Origin of the sequence: Chitinophaga sp., assembly GCF_039596135.1 — a bacterium.
In the GTDB taxonomy this organism is placed as follows: domain Bacteria; phylum Bacteroidota; class Bacteroidia; order Chitinophagales; family Chitinophagaceae; genus Chitinophaga.
This window is the reverse complement of sequence record NZ_JBCNKH010000004.1, coordinates 131607-150966: the sequence shown is the minus strand read 5'-3', so window position 1 is coordinate 150966 and position 19360 is coordinate 131607. Positions and strand designations below refer to the sequence as shown.

Annotated in this window: 16 protein-coding genes; 12 read left to right on the top strand and 4 right to left on the bottom strand. The window is 46.6% G+C overall.

Annotated features, from left to right (window positions below; all coding sequences use genetic code 11):
- Together ABDW16_RS04935 and guaA are read right to left on the bottom strand one after the other, a co-directional pair.
- Window positions 1–1296, bottom strand: a complete 1296-nt coding sequence (locus ABDW16_RS04935) for an ABC transporter substrate-binding protein (RefSeq protein ID WP_343668119.1) — start codon at window positions 1294–1296, stop codon at window positions 1–3.
- Between the two features lie 136 nt (window positions 1297–1432).
- Window positions 1433–2971, bottom strand: coding sequence for a glutamine-hydrolyzing GMP synthase (guaA, locus tag ABDW16_RS04930; protein ID WP_343668118.1), 1539 nt, complete (start codon window positions 2969–2971; stop codon window positions 1433–1435).
- Between the two features lie 98 nt (window positions 2972–3069).
- On the opposite strand from guaA, the gene ABDW16_RS04925 reads away from it, so the two are divergent.
- The 10 genes from ABDW16_RS04925 to ABDW16_RS04880 all read left to right on the top strand — a co-directional run bounded on the left by ABDW16_RS04925 (window position 3070) and on the right by ABDW16_RS04880 (window position 12674).
- Window positions 3070–3789 (top strand): DUF2807 domain-containing protein, encoded by a 720-nt coding sequence (locus ABDW16_RS04925; RefSeq protein WP_343668117.1) that lies wholly within the window; start codon window positions 3070–3072, stop codon window positions 3787–3789.
- Window positions 3790–4114: 325 nt separating this feature from the next.
- On the top strand, window positions 4115–5035 hold the full coding sequence (locus tag ABDW16_RS04920; protein ID WP_343668116.1) for a hypothetical protein: 921 nt from the start codon (window positions 4115–4117) through the stop codon (window positions 5033–5035).
- A gap of 331 nt (window positions 5036–5366) precedes the next feature.
- Window positions 5367–6503, top strand: coding sequence for a beta-ketoacyl-ACP synthase III (locus tag ABDW16_RS04915; RefSeq protein ID WP_343668115.1), 1137 nt, complete (start codon window positions 5367–5369; stop codon window positions 6501–6503).
- A gap of 82 nt (window positions 6504–6585) precedes the next feature.
- Window positions 6586–6987, top strand: coding sequence for a hypothetical protein (locus ABDW16_RS04910; protein ID WP_343668114.1), 402 nt, complete (start codon window positions 6586–6588; stop codon window positions 6985–6987).
- A 15-nt stretch (window positions 6988–7002) separates the two neighbouring features.
- The gene (locus ABDW16_RS04905; RefSeq protein ID WP_343668113.1) at window positions 7003–8007 is read left to right on the top strand and encodes a BtrH N-terminal domain-containing protein; all 1005 of its coding nucleotides are present in this window, start codon (window positions 7003–7005) and stop codon (window positions 8005–8007) included.
- 8 nt (window positions 8008–8015) lie between these two features.
- Complete coding sequence (locus ABDW16_RS04900) at window positions 8016–8762, top strand: ABC transporter ATP-binding protein (RefSeq protein ID WP_343668111.1); 747 nt, start codon at window positions 8016–8018, stop codon at window positions 8760–8762.
- Window positions 8763–8771: 9 nt separating this feature from the next.
- Window positions 8772–10058, top strand: a complete 1287-nt coding sequence (locus ABDW16_RS04895; protein ID WP_343668109.1) for an ABC transporter permease — start codon at window positions 8772–8774, stop codon at window positions 10056–10058.
- Between the two features lie 107 nt (window positions 10059–10165).
- Entirely contained in the window at window positions 10166–10423 is a 258-nt protein-coding gene (locus ABDW16_RS04890) for a phosphopantetheine-binding protein (RefSeq protein WP_343668107.1), read from the top strand.
- 6 nt (window positions 10424–10429) lie between these two features.
- Window positions 10430–11644, top strand: coding sequence for a beta-ketoacyl-[acyl-carrier-protein] synthase family protein (locus tag ABDW16_RS04885; RefSeq protein ID WP_343668106.1), 1215 nt, complete (start codon window positions 10430–10432; stop codon window positions 11642–11644).
- 16 nt (window positions 11645–11660) lie between these two features.
- Window positions 11661–12674, top strand: a complete 1014-nt coding sequence (locus ABDW16_RS04880; RefSeq protein ID WP_343668105.1) for a beta-ketoacyl synthase chain length factor — start codon at window positions 11661–11663, stop codon at window positions 12672–12674.
- Here ABDW16_RS04880 and ABDW16_RS04875 read toward each other — a convergent pair.
- Both ABDW16_RS04875 and rpsT read right to left on the bottom strand, forming a co-directional pair.
- Window positions 12635–14365 (bottom strand): M14 family zinc carboxypeptidase, encoded by a 1731-nt coding sequence (locus ABDW16_RS04875; RefSeq protein WP_343668104.1) that lies wholly within the window; start codon window positions 14363–14365, stop codon window positions 12635–12637. The genes ABDW16_RS04880 and ABDW16_RS04875 overlap by 40 nt on opposite strands.
- A 90-nt stretch (window positions 14366–14455) precedes the next feature.
- Window positions 14456–14710 carry a 30S ribosomal protein S20 gene (gene rpsT / locus ABDW16_RS04870; protein ID WP_343668103.1) on the bottom strand — a complete coding sequence of 85 codons (255 nt, stop codon included), beginning with the start codon at window positions 14708–14710 and terminating at the stop codon, window positions 14456–14458.
- A 290-nt stretch (window positions 14711–15000) separates the two neighbouring features.
- Between rpsT and ABDW16_RS04865 the strand changes: the two genes are divergently transcribed.
- Entirely contained in the window at window positions 15001–17736 is a 2736-nt protein-coding gene (locus tag ABDW16_RS04865; protein WP_343668102.1) for a 2-oxoglutarate dehydrogenase E1 component, read from the top strand.
- A 60-nt stretch (window positions 17737–17796) separates the two neighbouring features.
- The gene (gene odhB, locus ABDW16_RS04860) at window positions 17797–19356 is read left to right on the top strand and encodes a 2-oxoglutarate dehydrogenase complex dihydrolipoyllysine-residue succinyltransferase (RefSeq protein WP_343668100.1); all 1560 of its coding nucleotides are present in this window, start codon (window positions 17797–17799) and stop codon (window positions 19354–19356) included.
- The last annotated feature ends 4 nt before the right edge of the window (window positions 19357–19360 follow it).

The following is a 19360-nucleotide window of genomic DNA, read 5'->3' as shown; positions in this document are numbered from 1 at the left end:
TTATTGAAAATTCATTTTTATATCACTCGAATCTCCCTTCTGTATGATATAAATATTCTTGTTTTCGAAATAATCAGGTTCCTTATCCCCTTCCTTCAGGTAAATAGGCTGGTAATTGAAGCTGCTGAATACTTTCTTATTCGGATCATTGATATCCTTGTTAAAGTACACACCATTTGTGCTCAGTTGTTTCACAAAGTACCAGGTCAGCTCAAATCCTTTGAACGCCATGTCAGACGGACGCGACTTATAGATACGTTTCCAGTAATCTGTAATATAACGGCTGTAAGCATCCGTCTTATCATTAAAGTAAGGAGTGGTATAATAAATAGGTAGTCCTTTGAATTCAGGTTCTTTAAACTTCATCACATCCCATGTAGGCATGCCATACACCTGGATAGGATAAGTAGCCATCTGAGTGCTCAGCCTGCGGATGATGGCCTTTGCATTCGCTTCATCCAGCGAAGTCACGATCACCAGGTTCGGACGGTCATTCAGCAGGTACTGAGAAAGTGCCAGGTCAGTGATATTATCATCCCATACTACATCTTTAGGTCTGGTCTTTTTACTGCTCTGCATCTTTTCATATTCAGCCTTGATATCTGCAGCAATACGTTTTTCGAAAGGGGTATCGCGGTGGATCACAAGGATATTCTTGGTCGCAAAGCCTTCCTGCAGGTAGCGCTGTAGGGCTTCGCTATGTGTTTTCAGCAAACTGTTGGTGATGATGAAAAACGGGTTGCCGCTTACACCAGCATCATTTGGATAAGTAGCCGACACCAGGTTAATCTGTTTGTTTTTGGCTATATCGCTCAGGTCCTTGATCTCCGGCGTACCTACGGCAGCTATGATCAGGTCTGTATTAATCAGGTTTGCACCCGACAGGTTCTGCTTATTCTTACTGTCATAGACAGTTACATTCAGTTTTACACCCTGGTTCTGCAGGCTGTCCAGTGCCAGTTGCGCACCTTCATAGAAATCCAGGCCCGGCAGAATATAGCGGGGCAGGGAGCGGGTGGGCATATCTGTACTAACCGAATCCAGGTAAAGTGGGGCATACAACGCTATATTATAGGTGTCCTTTTTTATTTCCCGGGCAAAAGCTGGTACATTAAACGGAATTTCCCTGGGAGATTTAGCGTCATCCTTAGGTTTTTCGTCTTTTACAGGTTTCGCAGTTGTTGGCGGTGGTGTAGCCGTCTTTGAACTACTCTTCTTAGAAGTAGTACAGGCAGACAGCAGTATAACCACGATGGATGCAGTGATCAATGGCCTGCATAGAATGGATTTACTCATAGCGATCGTTAAAATACAAAAATCATGCAAATGCACCAGGAGATATGGTTCCTATGGCAAATGATGTTGGTCAGCCCTCCTAAAAAAGGAACAGGCTGTAAGTTAAAATAGTATTACACTTACAGCCTGCCTGGAATTATTCCCATTCGATGGTAGCCGGCGGCTTGGAACTGATGTCGTATACCACGCGGTTGATACCTTTTACCTTATTAATGATGTCGTTAGACATTTGAGCCAGGAATTCGTAAGGGAGGTGTGCCCAATCTGCAGTCATACCATCCACGGAGGTGACTGCCCTCAGGGCCACGGTGAATTCGTAAGTTCTTTCATCACCCATTACACCTACACTCTGTACCGGAAGGAGGATGGTACCTGCCTGCCATACTTTGTCGTAGAGCCCATGTTCACGCAGACCTTCAATATAAATAGCATCAGCTTCCTGCAGCATAGCTACTTTATCGGCGGTGATATCACCGAGAATACGGATAGCCAGACCAGGACCCGGGAAAGGATGACGACCCAGGAAGATCTCACTGATACCAATTTCACGTCCTACACGTCTTACTTCGTCTTTGAAAAGGAAACGGAGGGGTTCAACCAGGCCCATATTCATCTTCTCAGGCAGACCACCTACGTTGTGGTGCGACTTAATGGTCACAGAAGGCCCGTTTACAGATACAGACTCAATCACATCAGGATAAATGGTACCCTGACCAAGGAAGGAGATGTTCTGCAACAGGGTAGCTTCCTGCTGGAATACTTCGATGAAGAGACGACCGATGATCTTACGTTTCTTTTCAGGATCAGTTACACCTGCCAGTTCGCCGTAGAAGAGGTCTTTTGCATTCACCCCCTTCACGTTGAGGCCCATATGTTTATATGAATCCAGTACGGTTTCAAACTCGTCTTTGCGGAGCAAACCATTATCTACGAAAATGCAGTAGAGGTTGCTGCCAATCGCTTTATGAATCAGCTCTGCAGCTACAGTGGAGTCAACCCCACCGCTGAGGGCCATTACCACTTTTTTATCACCTACCTGTGCCTTGATTTTTTCTACAGTTTCATGTACAAAAGCCGCAGGTGTCCAATCCTGTTTGCAACCGCAAATGTGTACGAGGAAGTTGCGGAGCATTGTCTTACCCTCCAGGGAGTGGGTTACTTCAGGGTGGAACTGGAACCCTACCATGGGGAACGGGGTCCTGGTGTCGCATTTAAAAGCGGCTACCGGGATGCTGTCTGTCTGTGCAATGACCTGGAAGCCTTCTGGCATACGTACGATAGTATCAGAGTGGCTCATCCATACCTGGCTGCGGCCTGAGATGTCGAAGAGGGCCTTTTCTTCTTTATTATCGTGTACCATAAAGGCACGGCCATATTCCCGGATGTTACTTTTAGCTACTTCACCACCAAAGTTCTTAGCCATCAGCTGGGCGCCGTAGCAAACACCGAGCACAGGCACCTTTGCCGCCATGGCAGCGATATCTACGGATGGTGCGTTTGGCTCGTTTACTGAAAACGGGCTGCCGGAAAGAATAATGCCTTTAACTGTATCATCCCATTGTACTGGTTGCAGACAAGGTTTGATTTCACAATAAATATTCAGTTCCCTGATGCTGCGCGCGATCAGTTGCGTATACTGGGAACCGAAGTCGAGGATAAGAATCTTTTCTGTCATGGTGGTGCAAAGATAAAGGGCTTGGAGCAAATCCCAAGTTATTATGGTATTTTCGTTCAGAACCCAATTGATAATTCCGCCATTTAAACAATTACCTTATGAAACAAATTCTTGGCTCCGCAGCCCTTGTCTTGTTAGTGCTTACCCACACCGGATGTGACCATCATGGAATAAACGGGAGTGGTACCCTCAGTTCAGAATCCAGGAAACTGGGCGATTTTCATGCAGTATCCTTACGTGGCTCTATGGATATTGAGTATACCGACGGCCCGGCCGAAGACGTAGTCATAGAAGCAGAAGACAATATCCTGCCCCTGATTGTCACAGAAGTGAAGGAGGGGGAGCTTATCGTGAAGCAGAAATCAAATACCTCTATTAACCTGCATAAAAAAATAAAGGTAAAGGTGACTGCTCCCGATGTAGAAGAACTGAGTCTTTCCGGCTCCGGCACCATTCGCCTCATGAATGACTGGGAGCAGGATGACCCGGTGAAGTTATCCCTGACCGGTAGCGGCGATGTAATTGGTGCTGTAAACAGCCCCCAGGTGAGCGTAGCCATAGCAGGATCCGGCGATGTAAAACTGAAAGGTGAAACCAAAGACCTGAATGTGGATATCGCAGGCAGCGGCTCGTTCGACGGCTATAACCTGCACACAGAAACTACAAATGTACATGTAGGCGGTAGCGGCGATGCAAAGGTGCATGCCAGTGTAAAACTGGATGTACATGTAGCAGGTTCCGGCAGTGTAGATTACCATGGTAACCCACAGGTAAATTCCAGCACGTCCGGTTCAGGTTCCGTACATAAAAGAGATTAATTGAAACAAACAAATTAACTACCGAAAGCCGCTGCTGACGTGAGTAGGAGAACGTTTGTATGGGCGACGTTAAAAAATTTAAGTAGTATTTAACACTTTCTTTATAGTACTTACCTCATATTTGCACCTGTAAAACAACTCATTAAGTCCTTTGGCCACGGTACTGCTGTAAACAAATGCAGAGGTTATGGCAGTACCTGGCTAAGGCACAATTACATCCCCCCTCTCTTTCCCCTTTCCCGTCATATAATAAAAATATATCTTTACTCTACGGTTGTTTTTCGTAAGTTTACGATTTCAATTGTTCTAACTCCTATTCCTGAATATGAACGAAAGACCTAAAATCCTGGTTATATATTTTACGCAGACCGGACAACTAAAGCGGATAGTAGATACTGTAATTGGCCCATTGCAGGATACGGCAGATATAGTATACGAAGAATTGAAACCTGTGCAGCCATTTGCATTCCCCTGGAAGAAGCAAACCTTCTATGATACAATGCCGGAGACTGTATTAGGCAGGCCCAGAGCTATACAGGCCCTGAATGTGGATGTGAATGCGCATTTTGACCTGGTAGTACTGGCTTATCAACCCTGGTTCCTGTCTCCATCCCAGCCTACAGCGGCTTTTCTGCAAAGCGAGCAGGGAAAACGGTTGCTCAGTGGCAAACCGGTAATTACCCTGATGGGCTGCCGCAACATGTGGCTGAGTGCCCAGGAAACCGTAAAAGGCTACTTACAGGCTGCGGGCGCGCACCTGGTAGGAAATATCGTATTGGTAGACAAATCACCGAACCTGATAGCCCTGATTACTGTACTGCGCTGGCAGTTCAAAGGTAAAAAGGAAGCGACAGCCTTACTGCCACCAGCCGGCGTACAGGAAGCAGACATCGTGGCATCAGCAAGATTTGCTAACCCAATCCGTAAAGTGTTAACTTCCCGTTCCTGGGATGCACTGCAACCGGAACTGATTGACCTGAAAGCTGTGGAATTAGTACCCGCTCTCATTCTGCTGGAAGACAGGGGGATTAAAGCCTTCCGCTACTGGTCTAAATTTATCAGTGCCAAAGGGGGGCCAGGTGCTCCTGAGCGTCAGGGTAGGGTGAGCATGTACAGGGGATTGCTGCTAATAGGAATATTCGTTTTATCGCCTATCGCCAAGATTTCTTCACTAATCAAGCTGACTTTTAAGAAAAAGGAACTGGCCGAAAGGGTGGAATATTATAAAGGCATACACCTGCGCTAAAAGGGGGGAATAACAGCTAAATACCGGATAATCAGAATAAAAGGCATTGTTATTGTGTTTGTTTAACAAATAAGCTTGCAGGCAACAGGCTGCAGGTCCTCCCCCGGAAAGTCTTCTGCCACAGGCAGATACTATTTTCAATCAGGGATAAGCAATAGCATAGCATTTTATATTCTATATTTACGGGCGCTTTTATTTGTCTTTGAGCATATAGCAAGCGAAAAATGGGACAAGAAAGAGAGCAATGACTGCAAGCCAGGAGGTACACAATACCTGCCGTCAGAGACGGAAGGTCATCAACTTATAACAAAAAACAGGAACCATATTTCAAATGAACGAAGTTTATATTACAAGGCTCTCTAAATTTCTGCCGAATGAGCCTGTTGGGAATGATGAAATGGAAAGCATTCTGGGCCTGGTGGATGGAAAGCCTTCCCGTGCCAGACTGAGAATCCTGGGGAATAACAAAATCAAAACCCGTTACTATTCGTTGGATAAGGATGGTAAATCGACCCATTCCAACGCTGAAATGACGGCCGAAGCTGTAAAAGGTCTTTTTGATGATAAATTTCCGATCGGCAAGCTGCAACTGTTAGCTTGTGGTACTACCTCTCCTGACCAGCTGCTGCCTAACCATGCTGCCATGGTACATGGCCTGCTCAAATGTCAGCCGGTAGAACTGATCGCTGCTACTGGCGCTTGTGCTGCCGGTATGCAGGCCTTCAAATATGCCTGGATGTCCATTAAATGTGGCAACAGTGCAAACGCTGTGAGCACCGGTTCCGAAAAATTCTCCAGCTGGATGCTGGCAGAGAAATTCGAGCCTGAAACTGACCGCGTAAAACTGCTGGAAGATAACCCGATCATCGCATTTGAAAAGGACTTCCTCCGCTGGATGCTCTCCGATGGTGCCAGTGCTGCCCTGTTCCAGAACAAACCGAATGAAACCGGCCTCTCCCTTCGCGTAGACTGGGTGGAGATTGCTTCTTACGCAAATGAACTGGAAACCTGTATGTATGCAGGGGCTGTTAAAAACGAAGACGGTACTACCAAAGGCTGGATCGATATGACGCCTGAAGAATGGGCCCAGGATAGCGTGTTCTCCTTCAAACAGGATACCCGCCTGCTGGGTAAAAACATCGTACCATCCGGTGCACAAATGTGGAAAGAACTGGTGGAAAAATACAATTTAGACCTGGATAAGCTGGATTACTTCCTGCCTCACCTGTCTTCTGAATTTTTCCGCTTTAAAATAGATGAAGAAATTACCCGTCTGGGCGTACCTATTCCACAGGAAAAATGGTTTACCAACCTGGTGAAAGTAGGAAACGTAGGTACCGCTTCTCCTTACTTCATGCTGGAAGAACTGATGAACACCGGCATGCTGAAAAAAGGACAGACAATCGTGATGATGGTGCCGGAGAGTGCGCGATTCTCTTATGCATATGCGCACCTGACTGTTGTTTAAATTTCATTTTCATAAAAGCCATTGAAAAAATCGCTTCCGCCAGCGGCAGAAGCGATTTTTTCAATAATCAAACACCTGTCAAATGAAAAAAGAAGAAGTTCCCCAGGATGGCAATAACATGCATGATGGGAAATTCAAACAGCTTTTTTACGCAACAGATGATGCAGGCGCATATGTACCAGTAACCAGCGTAGGCTGGGAACCCGAAAACATTGCCATGCAACAGGCATGGGACGAAGTGAATGCAAAAATAGAAGACGCCCGCAAGCGTATGCAGGCTGGAGAGGCCAGCCCTATTTTGTACTATATGGAAAAGACTATTATGGATCTGCCCCTTTTAGCCAGTTATGTGAATAAGTTCCAATGGCAGGTGAAACGTCACCTTAAACCCTCCGTATTCAGGAAACTGGGTGACGATACTTTAAGAAGATACGCAGCTGCTTTCAAAATCAGTCTTGAAGAACTTAAAAAGGCTGGCAAGTAATATATACCAAACAACATGAGCGACATTCAGTTCAATCACGTGCAGACAGCACATTGTGAGTGTGGGGTGATTTCAAATATTTTCAGGTTCTATGGTCTCGAAATCAGTGAACCCATGGCACTGGGCATCGGTGCCGGCCTCTTTTTCGGACACCTGCCTTTCGTAAAGGTAAACGGTGTACCCGGTACCACTTACCGCGTAGTGCCCGGCGCCATCTTCAGCAGAGTATGTAAAAGACTGGGTGTGAAAATGGAATCACATACTTTTTCCAGCGTGGAAAAAGCAACGGCTGAACTGGATAGGGTATTGGAGAAAGGCATGCCCGTAGGCTTGCAGAGCAGCGTATATTACCTGCCCTACTTTCCTCCATCCTACCGTTTTCATTTCAATGCACATAACCTCGTGATCTATGGAAAAAAAGACGGGAACTATCTCGTAAGCGATCCTATCATGGAACACGTAACGGAAATAGATCCGGCCAGCCTGGCAGAAGCCCGCTTTGCAAAAGGCTTTCCGGCGCCAAAAGGAAAAATGTATTACCCAGTGGTAATACCCGGGGAGGTAGACTTTGCAGCCCCCATCAAAGCAGGTATCAAACAAACCTGCAGCGATATGCTCAATATACCTTTGCCCTGGTTTGGAGTAAAAGGCATTCGCTTCCTGGCAAAAAGATTGCGTCATTATCCGGAGAAAGTAGGCGATAGAAGAGCCACACTGTACCTCGGAAACATCATTCGTATGCAGGAAGAAATCGGTACCGGTGGCGCCGGCTTCCGGTTCATGTACGCTGCTTTCCTGCAGGAGGCAGCAGACATTCTGAAAAGAGATGACCTGGGCCAGCTGGCACAGGAACTGACTGCTGTAGGCGACATCTGGAGAAACTTTGCCTTTACTGCCGGCAGAGTGTGTAAAAGCAGAACTTCCAGCGGCAATGGCTATGCCGAACTGAGTGACCTGATGATGCAATGTGCGGCCTCGGAAGAAGTGTTTTTCAGGAAACTGGCGGCCTTGAAACTTTAATTGAAATTATGACCAGCATACTTGTACAGGATCTGCATAAAACCTATAAAGGTGCGTTGGAACCATCATTGAAAGGGTTATCATTCAGCTTTGAAAAAGGTATGATCACCGGCCTCTTAGGCCCTAATGGTGCCGGCAAAACAACGACCATCTCAATATTATGCGGACTGGTAAGTGCTGACAGCGGACTGGTTAAGATCTTCGATCTGCCCCAGACTGCTGCCCACAGAGAGGAGATAAAGAAACTAATCGGTATCGTACCACAGCAGATTGCCCTGTTTCCCCAACTAACAGCTATTGAAAACCTGGAATACTTCGGTAACCTGTATGGAATGAAAGGAAAACCGCTGCGCAACCGTATCGATGAATACCTCCAGATCTTCGGCCTCGAACAGAACGGAAACAAAGCCGTACACCGCTATTCCGGTGGTATGAAAAGACGTGCCAACATCATCGCATCCATCCTGCATCAGCCACAACTGCTGATACTCGATGAACCGACTGCCGGTGTGGATGTACAGTCGAGAAGCATGATCCTGCAATTCCTGCGCGACTTCAATGCACAGGGTGCAAGCATAGTATATACCTCGCACCTGCTGGATGAAGCACAGACCATCTGCCAGGAAGTGGCAATCATCGACGAAGGCAGGCTGATTGTACAGGGAACACCAGCACACCTGGTGGCACAACACACCAATTGTCAGCACCTGGAAGATGTTTTTTTACATTATACCGGTCATGCGGTAAGAGATTAATAGAATTTGATGTTAAGGCTATTAGCTACCATAAAGAAAGAATGGCTGTTGCTGCTGCGTGACAGAACAGGTTTGACCCTGCTATTTGCCATGCCTGTAGTGCTCATTACGGTAATGGCCCTGATAGAAGATGCCCCCTTCAGAGACTACCAGGAACTGAAGTTCGATGTACTGACAGTAGATAACGATCATGGCCGCTTAGGCAAATATATCAGGGAAGGCCTGGAGTATACCGGGCAGTTCAACATTATCGATACCTTGAAAGGACAACCGGTGCAGGAAACACAGGCACTCGAAATGGTGAATGCAGGTGATTATAAAATCTGTATCATCATACCACAGGGGGCTACCGGTGCAATTGTAAGCAACGCCAATCGTATAGTAAATGACCTGTCCAAAAGAATGGGGGTACCTGCTATACTACCGGTGAGCCAGCGCAAAGATTCACTGAATGTATTGGTATATTTTGACCCTGCTTCCAAGAAGGCATTCAAGGGCGCCATCCACCAGGCCATCGATAACTTTCTCACACAGGTAGAAACAGATTTGCTGTTAGAACGGATCAAACAGCAATTGAAAAATAAAGATCTTCCCCAACAGGATTCGATGGTGATTCAGCTGAAGGCGGTAGGGCTGAAAGAGCAGCTCACAGGGCCTTCGCAACAACTGGATGTGATCTCGAATTCTGTGCAGCACAATGTGCCGGCATGGAGCATTTTCGCCATGTTCTTTATCGCCATACCAATAGGTGGGCATATGATACGCGAGCGGGAAGAAGGAAGCCTGGTACGTGTCCGGCTCATATCTGGCTCGTTCCTGGATATCCTGGCTGGTAAACTGCTGTTCTTTATGGCAGTGACCGTGGTGCAGTTTTACCTGATGATGATGGTAGGTATTTATTTACTGCCACTATTGGGATTACCAAAACTGGCGCTGGGCAATAGCTACCTGGCTACCTTCATCATCGCAGTGAGCATTGGTCTGGCCGCCACTGCATATGGTATACTGGTAGGTACAGTGTTTAAAACACCTAACCAGGCACTGAATTTCGGCGCTATCTCTATTGTAATTTTATCAGCAATAGGCGGCATCTGGATCCCACTGGAAATCATGCCTGCAAAAATGCAGCTGATCGGGCATTTATCTCCGCTCAGTTGGGGATTGGATGCCATCAATGATATCTACCTGCGTAATCGTGGTGTACAACACATCTGGTTACATGTAGGCAAACTGGTTGGTTGCGCCGTGCTCATGCTGTGTATAGCAGCAGGTGTGGAGCAAAGAAGGATGAGCTGATGGCGATAATTAAATGTAAAACAGTATTTTTACGGCCACTTGGCAACAAAATTGCTTTAGAGGCTTAGCTTTCCCAATAAAATAGAGAGTATAAACCTACGACTACTATGGAAGATTTAAAACAGAAATTGAAAGTACAGATTATTGAGGCACTGAACCTGCAGGATACCCATCCTGAAGATATTGATGACAATGCACCATTGTTCGGAGAGGGTTTGGGACTGGACAGTATTGATTCACTGGAGCTGATGGTATTGCTGGAAAGATACTATCACATCAAGGTGGAAGATCCACGTGAAGGCAGAAAAATTCTGCAGTCTGTACAATCTATGGCTGAATTCATTCAATCCAAACAACCGGCGTAAGCAGGTATGGCAGAACGCGTATTGATAACGGGCCTTGGAATGGTGACAGCCATTGGCGATGATGTAGCGGGCAACCTGGAAAGCCTGCGCATGCAGCGGAGTGGTGTTGGTTTTACACAACATATAGACACTATTTACAAGGATGTGCTGCCAGCAGCAGAGGTAAAGCATTCAACAGCGACCTTGCAGCAAATGGCAGGTATGGCAGGTAAGGAAGGGTATACCCGTACTACCCTGCTGGGCCTGATCGCAATGCGCGAAGCACTGGCAGACGCAGGCATTGCAGATGCCGGCAATGAACCAACCGGTTTTATCAATGCGTCGACCGTAGGCGGGATGTGTGATACAGAAAAAGTATATTTCGATGTAATCAATCCTGAAAAAGAAGGAGACTTTTTACAGTATATCGATACGCTGGATTGTGCAGATTGTACACAGCGCATAGCAGACGCTGTTGGTATCAGTGAATACATCGCTACCATCAGTACTGCCTGTTCTTCCTCTGCCAATGCACTGATGTTTGGCGCACGCCTCATCAAAGCAGGGCTGGTACGTCGTGTAATATGTGGGGGTACAGAAGCCCTGACCCGCTTTACCCTGAATGGTTTCAATTCACTCAAGAATATTGACAGGCAACATTGCCGTCCTTTCGATCAGCAGCGTAGTGGGCTAAACCTGGGCGAAGGAGCCGCCTATTTGGTACTCGAAAGTGAGTCACTTGTCAAAGAACGCAACGCGGGTGTAAAAGCAGAGCTGAAAGGGTATGCCAATACCAACGAAGCTTTCCACCCTACAGCGCCTTCGCCGGAAGGGGATGGTGCTTTTGCTGCCATGCAGCAGGCATTGGCCATGGGGGGCGTCGCGCCAGAGAATGTGCAATACGTGAATGTACATGGTACCGCTACCCTGAGCAATGATCTCGCTGAAGGCCATGCCCTGCAAAGACTGTTTGGCAATAAAGTACCCCCGTTCAGTAGCACGAAACCCTTTACAGGACATGCTTTGGCGGCAGCTGGTGGTATTGAGGCCATCTATGCGGTACTGGCTATTCAGCATGCTACAATTTTTCCCAACCTTCATTTCTCAGAGAAAATGGAGGAATTGTATATCACACCGGAAACTCAGTTGAAAGAAGGAGTACCGGTATCCAACGTTATTTCCAACTCATTCGGTTTCGGAGGCAACAATGCTTCCCTGCTCATCAGCAAATATGAAGGGTAAATACTACATACAAGGCATGTCGGCTATTTCGCCGCAACACTCTTTTGGAGAGGATATATTTTCTCAGCCACTGGTAACGGTGCAGGAGAATGTATTTGCCTGTGTAGAGCCAGATTATCGTGCTTACATGCCACCAAATAGTATACGCCGCATGACGCGTATATTGAAAGTAGGATTAACAGCTGCGCTGCAATGCATGCAGAACGCAGGTATCACCGTGCCTGGCGCGATTGTAACGGGTACTGGAAAAGGAAGTCTGTCTGATACAGAACGTTTCCTGAAAGAGATCAGGGAGTACCAGGAAACTGCATTGAATGCAACGCCATTCATACAGTCTACTTACAATGCAGTAAATGGATTGATCGCATTGCAACAAAAATGTACGCAGTACAACAATACATTTGTACACCGTGGTTTTTCATTTGAGAATGCACTACTCGATGCTATGTTGTTAATAGCAGAAGGTAATAAGGATATACTGGTGGGTGCATTTGAAGAAATTACGGCGGAGCATTTTTATATCAAAAGCAGAATAGGTTTCTGGAAGAAAGAAAAGATCTCCAGCAATGAACTGTATAAACATTCTACACCGGGTACAATATCAGGCGAAGGAGCTACATTCTTTGTCTTGTCTGATACACCCGGTGCTGTGCAATTAGCAGGACTGAAGATGGTGTATAAACCTAAGGAATCTTACCTCCAAAAGTTTTTAGCAGCTCATGATGTACGCCTCGAAGATATTGATCTGGTGATCAGCGGGCGTAATGGAGACAGCAATTTCGATCATTATTACGAAGGTCTGCCCAAAGAGCTGCCATTCAAACATCTCTGCGGAGAATACGATACCGCTGGCGCATTTGCACTCTGGCTGGGCGCACAAATATTAAAGGCCCAGCAGATACCAGCACAATGGTTTCCCATGATGCAGGTGCCGACCGGACCTTATAAGAATATTCTTATTTACAATCACTTCTTTGGCGAGCAACATGTTTACATGTTGCTGACCCTGAATACCGGGTATCTCAAATAACCCGGTTCCCCATAAATCGAATGTTCATATACAAAATGTAATTGCGCGTCTGCACTGTTGGCAAATGTGCTGTCTGCTTTTTTCTTTTCATCAATCATAGCCCGCAATTCCGGATGTCTTTGCACATAAGCTGCCGCAGTATCTTCAAACACATAAGCAGAATAACCCTCCTTGGGTGTGAGAATCGCATCAAAGAAATTCCATGCAAAGAAAGAATCACCACCTGTAGGTTCTAATGTTTCTATCAGGTAACGATTGGCAGATTGGTTCATAGGAATAAAGTAATCTCCTTTCCTGAAATGAATGCTATCATGTGTAGTTGTTACCTGCACATGGTTGTGCAGGTAATGCCCTTCGAAAGGTCTTAATGCAGTTTTGAAATCAGCAATGTGATAAACCTCCACATCAATAGTCGTATCATGTACAAGCGGGTGCATGATGACTTTATTGTTCTTCAAAATATTCAGCACATTCCACCAACCCTGCGGTATGATATAAGCCGTCGGCTTATTCACAAAGTTGCCGGCAGTCATGTAGTTGTAGAACTTCACCTGTTTTTCAAAAGGCTTAGAGCGATCATAATACAATCTTGGCAAGCCGGAAACCCCACTGGATTTATGACCAGCCTCGTATCCCTTGAAATTGATATAAGAAAACCGGGTTGTATCCACATTCCATTCCAGTGCAAACGCTTGTTGCGTTTTTACTGACTCCTTGGTTTTTTCCCTTAGCAAATGAATTTCCTCACCATGTGCACCCACAAAACTGATAAAAGATTCCATCAGTGCATAAGTCGCCGCTACCCGCTGCGGATAAGGTTTCAGCATATGTGTTTCCGGCACAAACCCAAATGTGGAAAAGAGGGTAGTATACCCACTGGAAAACCGGGGCACATCTGCAAAAGTCATCCAGCCATTTTCAGGTGTTTCTCCAAAATGGTTCACATAAGGCACCAGGTCATACCCTTTTTCCTGCATCAGTTTGTACAACCCAGGTTCAAAGGTATTGTGCATAAACTCACCCATCGGGCCACCCAGTTTATTATACTCTGTACTGAGCAATGTCATGATATGCTGGTAATCTGCGCCATTACTCACATGGTTGTCAATAAACACATCCGGATCGGTCAGCTGGTAAATAGTCTGGAAGGTGAAGCTGTTCTTAGAATCAGTTTTAATAAAATCCCTGTTCAGGTCCAGGTTCCGGGCATTACCACGTGAGCCAAAGGCATCGGGCCCATTCTGGTCTACCCTGAAATATTCACTACGGTTTAGCGCGCCGCCAATATTATAAAGCGGAATAACAGCGAGTACAACATTGGCAGGTAGTTTCTTTTTTCCCTGGGCCAGGTCTCTTAGCAGCAGCATACTGGCATCCACGCCATCCGGCTCGCCGGGATGTATTCCATTATTAATCAATATAATACGCTTGTTTTTTCGATGCAGGCTGGGAAAATTGAAGTCGCCATCGGTAGAGTAAATCACCAGATGAAGCGGAAATCCGGCATCTGTATGCCCCATTTCCAGCATACTAATCTGTGGATAACGCTTATCCAGCTGTTTATAATAGGCAATGCACTCCGTGTAGGTGGCAGTTTCTTTTCCCTGGGTACGTTCATAGCGGGAGGTAAGATCCTGGGCAGAAAGGGGAGAAGCCCAGATCATGGCCATCAGGGCAAGGATTATTCTCATAAGGACGACTTTGGTTGACTTGAATGCAAAACAAACAGCCCTTCCTGTTTGCAGGAAGAGCTGTTCATGAATATTTTAATCTGAAGAAGCTTAAGCCAGTGTATTCACTTTCTTAGAAAGTTTGCTCTTCAGGTTGGCTGCTTTATTTTTGTGAATAATATTGCGTTTAGCCAACTTGTCGATCATAGAGATCACGTCAGACAGTTTCTCGCCAGCAGCAGCCTTGTCAGTCAATTTCTTCAGATCACGGATCGCGTTACGGGTAGTCTTACCGTAGTAACGGTTACGCTCATTTCTCGCTTTGCTCTGACGAACGTCTTTTTTCGTTGCTTTATGGTTTGCCATTTTTCTAATTTCAAGTTTCGGACTGCAAAGGTAGGGATTACTTTTTTACAAACAAAATAATTCGAAATGAATCTTTTTAATTCAAAATGAATTTCCGTTCCTGCTCCGGAGAGCCCCCGGAGGGGCACCCGCCAAAGGTAGTTCCGTTGCTTCATTATTCTTTCTTACGTATATCATTTTTCCATTTTTTTTCACAAAAGAAGAACGATATTTGCAAACCCATATATTATATATGGGTGCATTCAACAGAATAGCAATTTGAATCGAAGCTTTAGCAAAACTCGTTGTAAATGAAGGACTTCTCATTTGTTACCAACTCACATCCTGCCTACATTGAATCTTTATACCAGGATTACCGAAAAGACCCTGGTGCTGTTGACCCGGAATGGGGCAAGTTTTTTGAGGGGTTTGACTTCGCGGTAAACAATGTAAATGGTAAGGCGGCAGGTGCCGGGGCACCGGTTAGCAGTGATCAGTTAACAAAAGAGCTGAACGTTTACAGGCTGATACAGGCGTATCGCAAAAAAGGTCACCTTATTTCGAAAACTAATCCGATCCGGGAGCGCAAAGATCGTCAGGCCAACTTAGACATCTCTTTTTTCGGACTCACCGAAGCCGACCTGAAGACTGAATTCTACATCGGCCAGGAATTAGGTTTGGGAAAAACCAGCCTTGAAAATATTGTCAGCCGGTTAAAACAGGTCTATACTGCGGCAGTAGGCCTGGAATATGCTTACGTTAATGATGCAAAAAAAGTAGAGTGGTTACAGCGTGAAATGGAAACCACCCTGCAAAGAACCCTCACACTGGAACAGCGCAAACGCGTTCTCAACAAGCTGAACCAGGGCGTTATCTTCGAAAAATTCCTTCATACAAAATACATAGGTCAAAAGCGTTTCGGTCTGGAAGGTGGTGAAAACACCATCCCTGCACTGGATGCCATCATCAATACTGCTGCCGGCGAAGGTGTTCAGGAAGCAGTGATCGGTATGGCACACAGGGGCCGTTTGAATGTACTGGCCAATATCTTAGGTAAAACGTATGAGCAGATCTTCAACGAGTTTGAAGGCCATGCCGTACCAGATCTGACCATGGGCAGCGGCGACGTGAAGTACCACCTGGGCTTCCGCTCCATCGTGGACACCCCGGGTGGTGCAAAGGTAAACCTGCAGTTGCTGCCCAACCCTTCTCACCTGGAAGTGGTAGACCCGCTGGTAACAGGTTTCGCCCGTAGTAAGGCAGATGTAATTTACAACAGCGATTATGACAAGATCCTGCCTATCCTCATCCACGGCGATGCTGCGGTAGCTGGTCAGGGTGTTATATATGAGCTCATCCAGATGAGCAACCTGAAAGGGTATTATACCGGTGGTACCATGCACCTGGTTATCAACAACCAGATTGGTTTCACTACCGACTTTGACGATGCCCGCTCTTCTGACTACTGTACTTCTATCGCTGCTACCGTACAGGCTCCTGTATTCCACGTGAATGGAGACGATGCAGAAGCTGTGGTGAAAGTAGCAGAAATTGCTGCCCGCTACCGTCAGGAGTTCAATTCCGATATTTTCATAGACCTGTTGTGCTACCGCAGGCATGGCCATAACGAAGGCGATGAGCCTAAGTTTACCCAGCCAAGCCTGTATGCACTGATCGATAAGCATCCTAACCCCCGCGAAGTGTACACCCAGTACCTCCTGCAAAACGGAGAATCTGAAGTACAGGACCTGGCAAAGGAAATGGAAAAGACTTTCTGGGCACAATTGCAGGAACGCCTGGACGAGGTAAGACAGAACCCGCTGCCTTACACTTACCAGACACCTGAACAATGGTGGCAGGAACTCCGCAAATCCAAACCGGAAGACTTCGAGGCTTCACCGGTTACAGCAGTAAAAGAAGAAGATGTGAGAAGGCTGATCGGCCGCCTCATGACCTGGCCAAAAGAGTTTGTGCCACTGCGTAAAGTAGAAAAACTGCTGCAGGATAAGATCAAACTGTATGAAACAGAAGGTAAGGTAGACTGGGCAACCGGCGAATTGCTGGCATACGCCTCGCTGCTGAGCGAAGGTAAAGACGTGCGTATGAGCGGTGAAGACGTGAAGAGAGGTACATTCTCTCACCGTCATGCCATCCTGTTCGACGAGAATACCAACGCTACTTACAGCCGCCTGGGTGACTTACAGGAAAAACAGGGTCAATTCCGTATCTATAACTCCCTGCTGAGCGAATTTGCTGTACTGGGATTTGAATATGGCTACGCAATGGCCAATCCAAAATCACTGGTTATCTGGGAAGCGCAATATGGTGACTTTGCCAACGGTGCGCAAACTGTAATCGACCAGTATATCACCAGCGCAGAGCAAAAATGGACAAACCAGAATGGTATGGTCATGTTGCTGCCTCATGGTTATGAGGGCGGTGGACCAGACCACTCCAATGCACGTCCTGAGCGTTTCCTGCAGTCATGTGCTGAATACAACATCATCGTTACCAATATCACTACTGCGGCAAACTTCTTCCATGCGCTGCGCCGTCAGCTGACCTGGCCGTTCCGCAAGCCACTGGTGAACTTCTCACCAAAAGCTAACCTGAGGCACGTAGGTTCTTACTCCCCAATCTCCGCATTTACAGAAGGTGGTTTTAAGGAAGTACTGGACGATGAATATGTAGACGATGCATCAAAAGTGAAGAAAGTATTGCTGTGTACCGGTAAAATCTACTTCGAACTGGCTGAAAAGCAGGCGAAAGATAACCGTAAAGATGTAGCGATCGTTCGCCTGGAACAATTGTATCCGCTGCCAGCAATTCAGCTGGAAGCATTGAACCAGAAGTACAAAGCTGCTACCTGGTTCTGGGTACAGGAAGAGCCACTGAACATGGGTGCTGCTTCTTACCTGCAAATGAACCTGAAGCAGATCAACTATGGCGTGATCAGCCGCAATCCAAGCGCTGCTACCGCTACTGGTTATGCAAAGGTGCATGCCCGCGAACAGCTCGAGATAATTGAAACAGCATTTAACATATAGGGAAGTTTAGAACAAGTGGAGAAATCCACTTTATACAAATCGCACACAGAAATTAGAAATATGGCTATCGAAATCAAAGTTCCTACGGTAGGAGAATCTATTAGCGAGGTAACAATTGCAAAGTGGTTGAAGAAAGACGGAGATTATGTGCAACAGGATGAGGTGATCTGTGAAATGGAATCTGAAAAAGCCACCTTTGAATTAAACGCAGAGAAGGCAGGTATCCTGAAGATAGCTGCTCCTGAAGGTGCTACATTAAAAATTGGAGATGTGGCCTGTACAATTGATACAGATGCAGCTGCCCCTGCGGCCACTGCACCAGCTGCTGCGGCAGCGCCGGCTCCTGAAGCCCCTGCGGCACCTGTAGCGGAAGCTGCACCTGCTGCTCCGGCTGTAAATAAAGGAACGATTGAGATGAAGGTGCCAACTGTGGGAGAATCTATCAGTGAGGTTACTTTGATCAAATGGATAAAGAAAGAAGGTGAATATGTAGAGCGGGATGAAGTGATCTGCGAACTGGAATCAGAGAAAGCTACTTTCGAACTGAATGCAGAAGAAGCAGGTGCGCTGATCACCCTGGGCAAAGAAGGCGATGTGCTGAAAGTAGGCGATCCAATCGCTAAAATCGATACCAGCGTAGGCCGCCCTGCAGGCAAAGCACAACCAGCTGCTGCTACACCAGCACCTAAAGCCGCCCCACAGGTGCAGAATGCACCTGTAACCGCTATTCCTAACGATGTGAAAACTACACCTGTAGCTGCCGCTGTTATTGCAGACACACATGTAGATCCGGCTACCATCAAGGGTACCGGCGCTCATGGCAAGATCAAAAAAGGCGATGTACTGGCTGCATTACAAAACCCGGGCGTAGCACTGGACCAGGAACTCTTCACCCGCGGCGAGCGTCGTGAAAAGATGAGCAACCTGCGCAAAACAGTTTCCCGCCGCCTGGTAGAAGCTAAGAATACCACCGCTATGCTCACCACTTTCAACGAAGTGGACATGACCAATATCATGGAGCTGCGTGCTAAATACAAAGAAGTGTTCAAGAAACAACATGAGGTGAACCTGGGCTTTATGAGCTTCTTCACCAAAGCTTGTTGCTTTGCACTGAAAGAATTCCCTGCTGTAAATGCTTACATCGATGGGGAAGAGCTGGTGTACCACGAATACTGTGATATCTCTATCGCGGTATCTGCACCTAAGGGCCTGGTAGTACCGGTGATCCGCAATGCAGAGAGCCTGGATATGGCGCAGATTGAGAAGAAAGTAGTGGAACTGGCTACCAAAGCCCGCGACAGCAAACTGACAATGGATGAAATGACCGGTGGTACTTTCACCATCACCAATGGTGGTGTGTTTGGCTCCCTGATGTCTACACCAATCATCAACATTCCTCAGTCTGCCATCCTGGGTATGCACAAGATCCAGGATCGTCCAATGGCAGTAAACGGTCAGGTAGTAATCCGTCCGATGATGTACATTGCGCTGAGCTACGATCACCGTATCATCGATGGTCGTGAGTCTGTAAGCTTCCTGGTGCGTGTAAAGGAAATGCTGGAAAATCCTGAGCAACTGCTGTTCGGTAAAGATCCGCTGAAAGCATTACTGAAACTCTAATCAG

Coding starts and splice junctions, on each gene's coding strand:
- ABDW16_RS04935 (WP_343668119.1), bottom strand. CDS start 1,296: ATGAGTAAATCCATTCTATGCAGGCCATTGATCACTGCATCCATCGTG.
- guaA (WP_343668118.1), bottom strand. CDS start 2,971: ATGACAGAAAAGATTCTTATCCTCGACTTCGGTTCCCAGTATACGCAA.
- ABDW16_RS04925 (WP_343668117.1), top strand. CDS start 3,070: ATGAAACAAATTCTTGGCTCCGCAGCCCTTGTCTTGTTAGTGCTTACC.
- ABDW16_RS04920 (WP_343668116.1), top strand. CDS start 4,115: ATGAACGAAAGACCTAAAATCCTGGTTATATATTTTACGCAGACCGGA.
- ABDW16_RS04915 (WP_343668115.1), top strand. CDS start 5,367: ATGAACGAAGTTTATATTACAAGGCTCTCTAAATTTCTGCCGAATGAG.
- ABDW16_RS04910 (WP_343668114.1), top strand. CDS start 6,586: ATGAAAAAAGAAGAAGTTCCCCAGGATGGCAATAACATGCATGATGGG.
- ABDW16_RS04905 (WP_343668113.1), top strand. CDS start 7,003: ATGAGCGACATTCAGTTCAATCACGTGCAGACAGCACATTGTGAGTGT.
- ABDW16_RS04900 (WP_343668111.1), top strand. CDS start 8,016: ATGACCAGCATACTTGTACAGGATCTGCATAAAACCTATAAAGGTGCG.
- ABDW16_RS04895 (WP_343668109.1), top strand. CDS start 8,772: ATGTTAAGGCTATTAGCTACCATAAAGAAAGAATGGCTGTTGCTGCTG.
- ABDW16_RS04890 (WP_343668107.1), top strand. CDS start 10,166: ATGGAAGATTTAAAACAGAAATTGAAAGTACAGATTATTGAGGCACTG.
- ABDW16_RS04885 (WP_343668106.1), top strand. CDS start 10,430: ATGGCAGAACGCGTATTGATAACGGGCCTTGGAATGGTGACAGCCATT.
- ABDW16_RS04880 (WP_343668105.1), top strand. CDS start 11,661: ATGTCGGCTATTTCGCCGCAACACTCTTTTGGAGAGGATATATTTTCT.
- ABDW16_RS04875 (WP_343668104.1), bottom strand. CDS start 14,365: ATGAGAATAATCCTTGCCCTGATGGCCATGATCTGGGCTTCTCCCCTT.
- rpsT (WP_343668103.1), bottom strand. CDS start 14,710: ATGGCAAACCATAAAGCAACGAAAAAAGACGTTCGTCAGAGCAAAGCG.
- ABDW16_RS04865 (WP_343668102.1), top strand. CDS start 15,001: ATGAAGGACTTCTCATTTGTTACCAACTCACATCCTGCCTACATTGAA.
- odhB (WP_343668100.1), top strand. CDS start 17,797: ATGGCTATCGAAATCAAAGTTCCTACGGTAGGAGAATCTATTAGCGAG.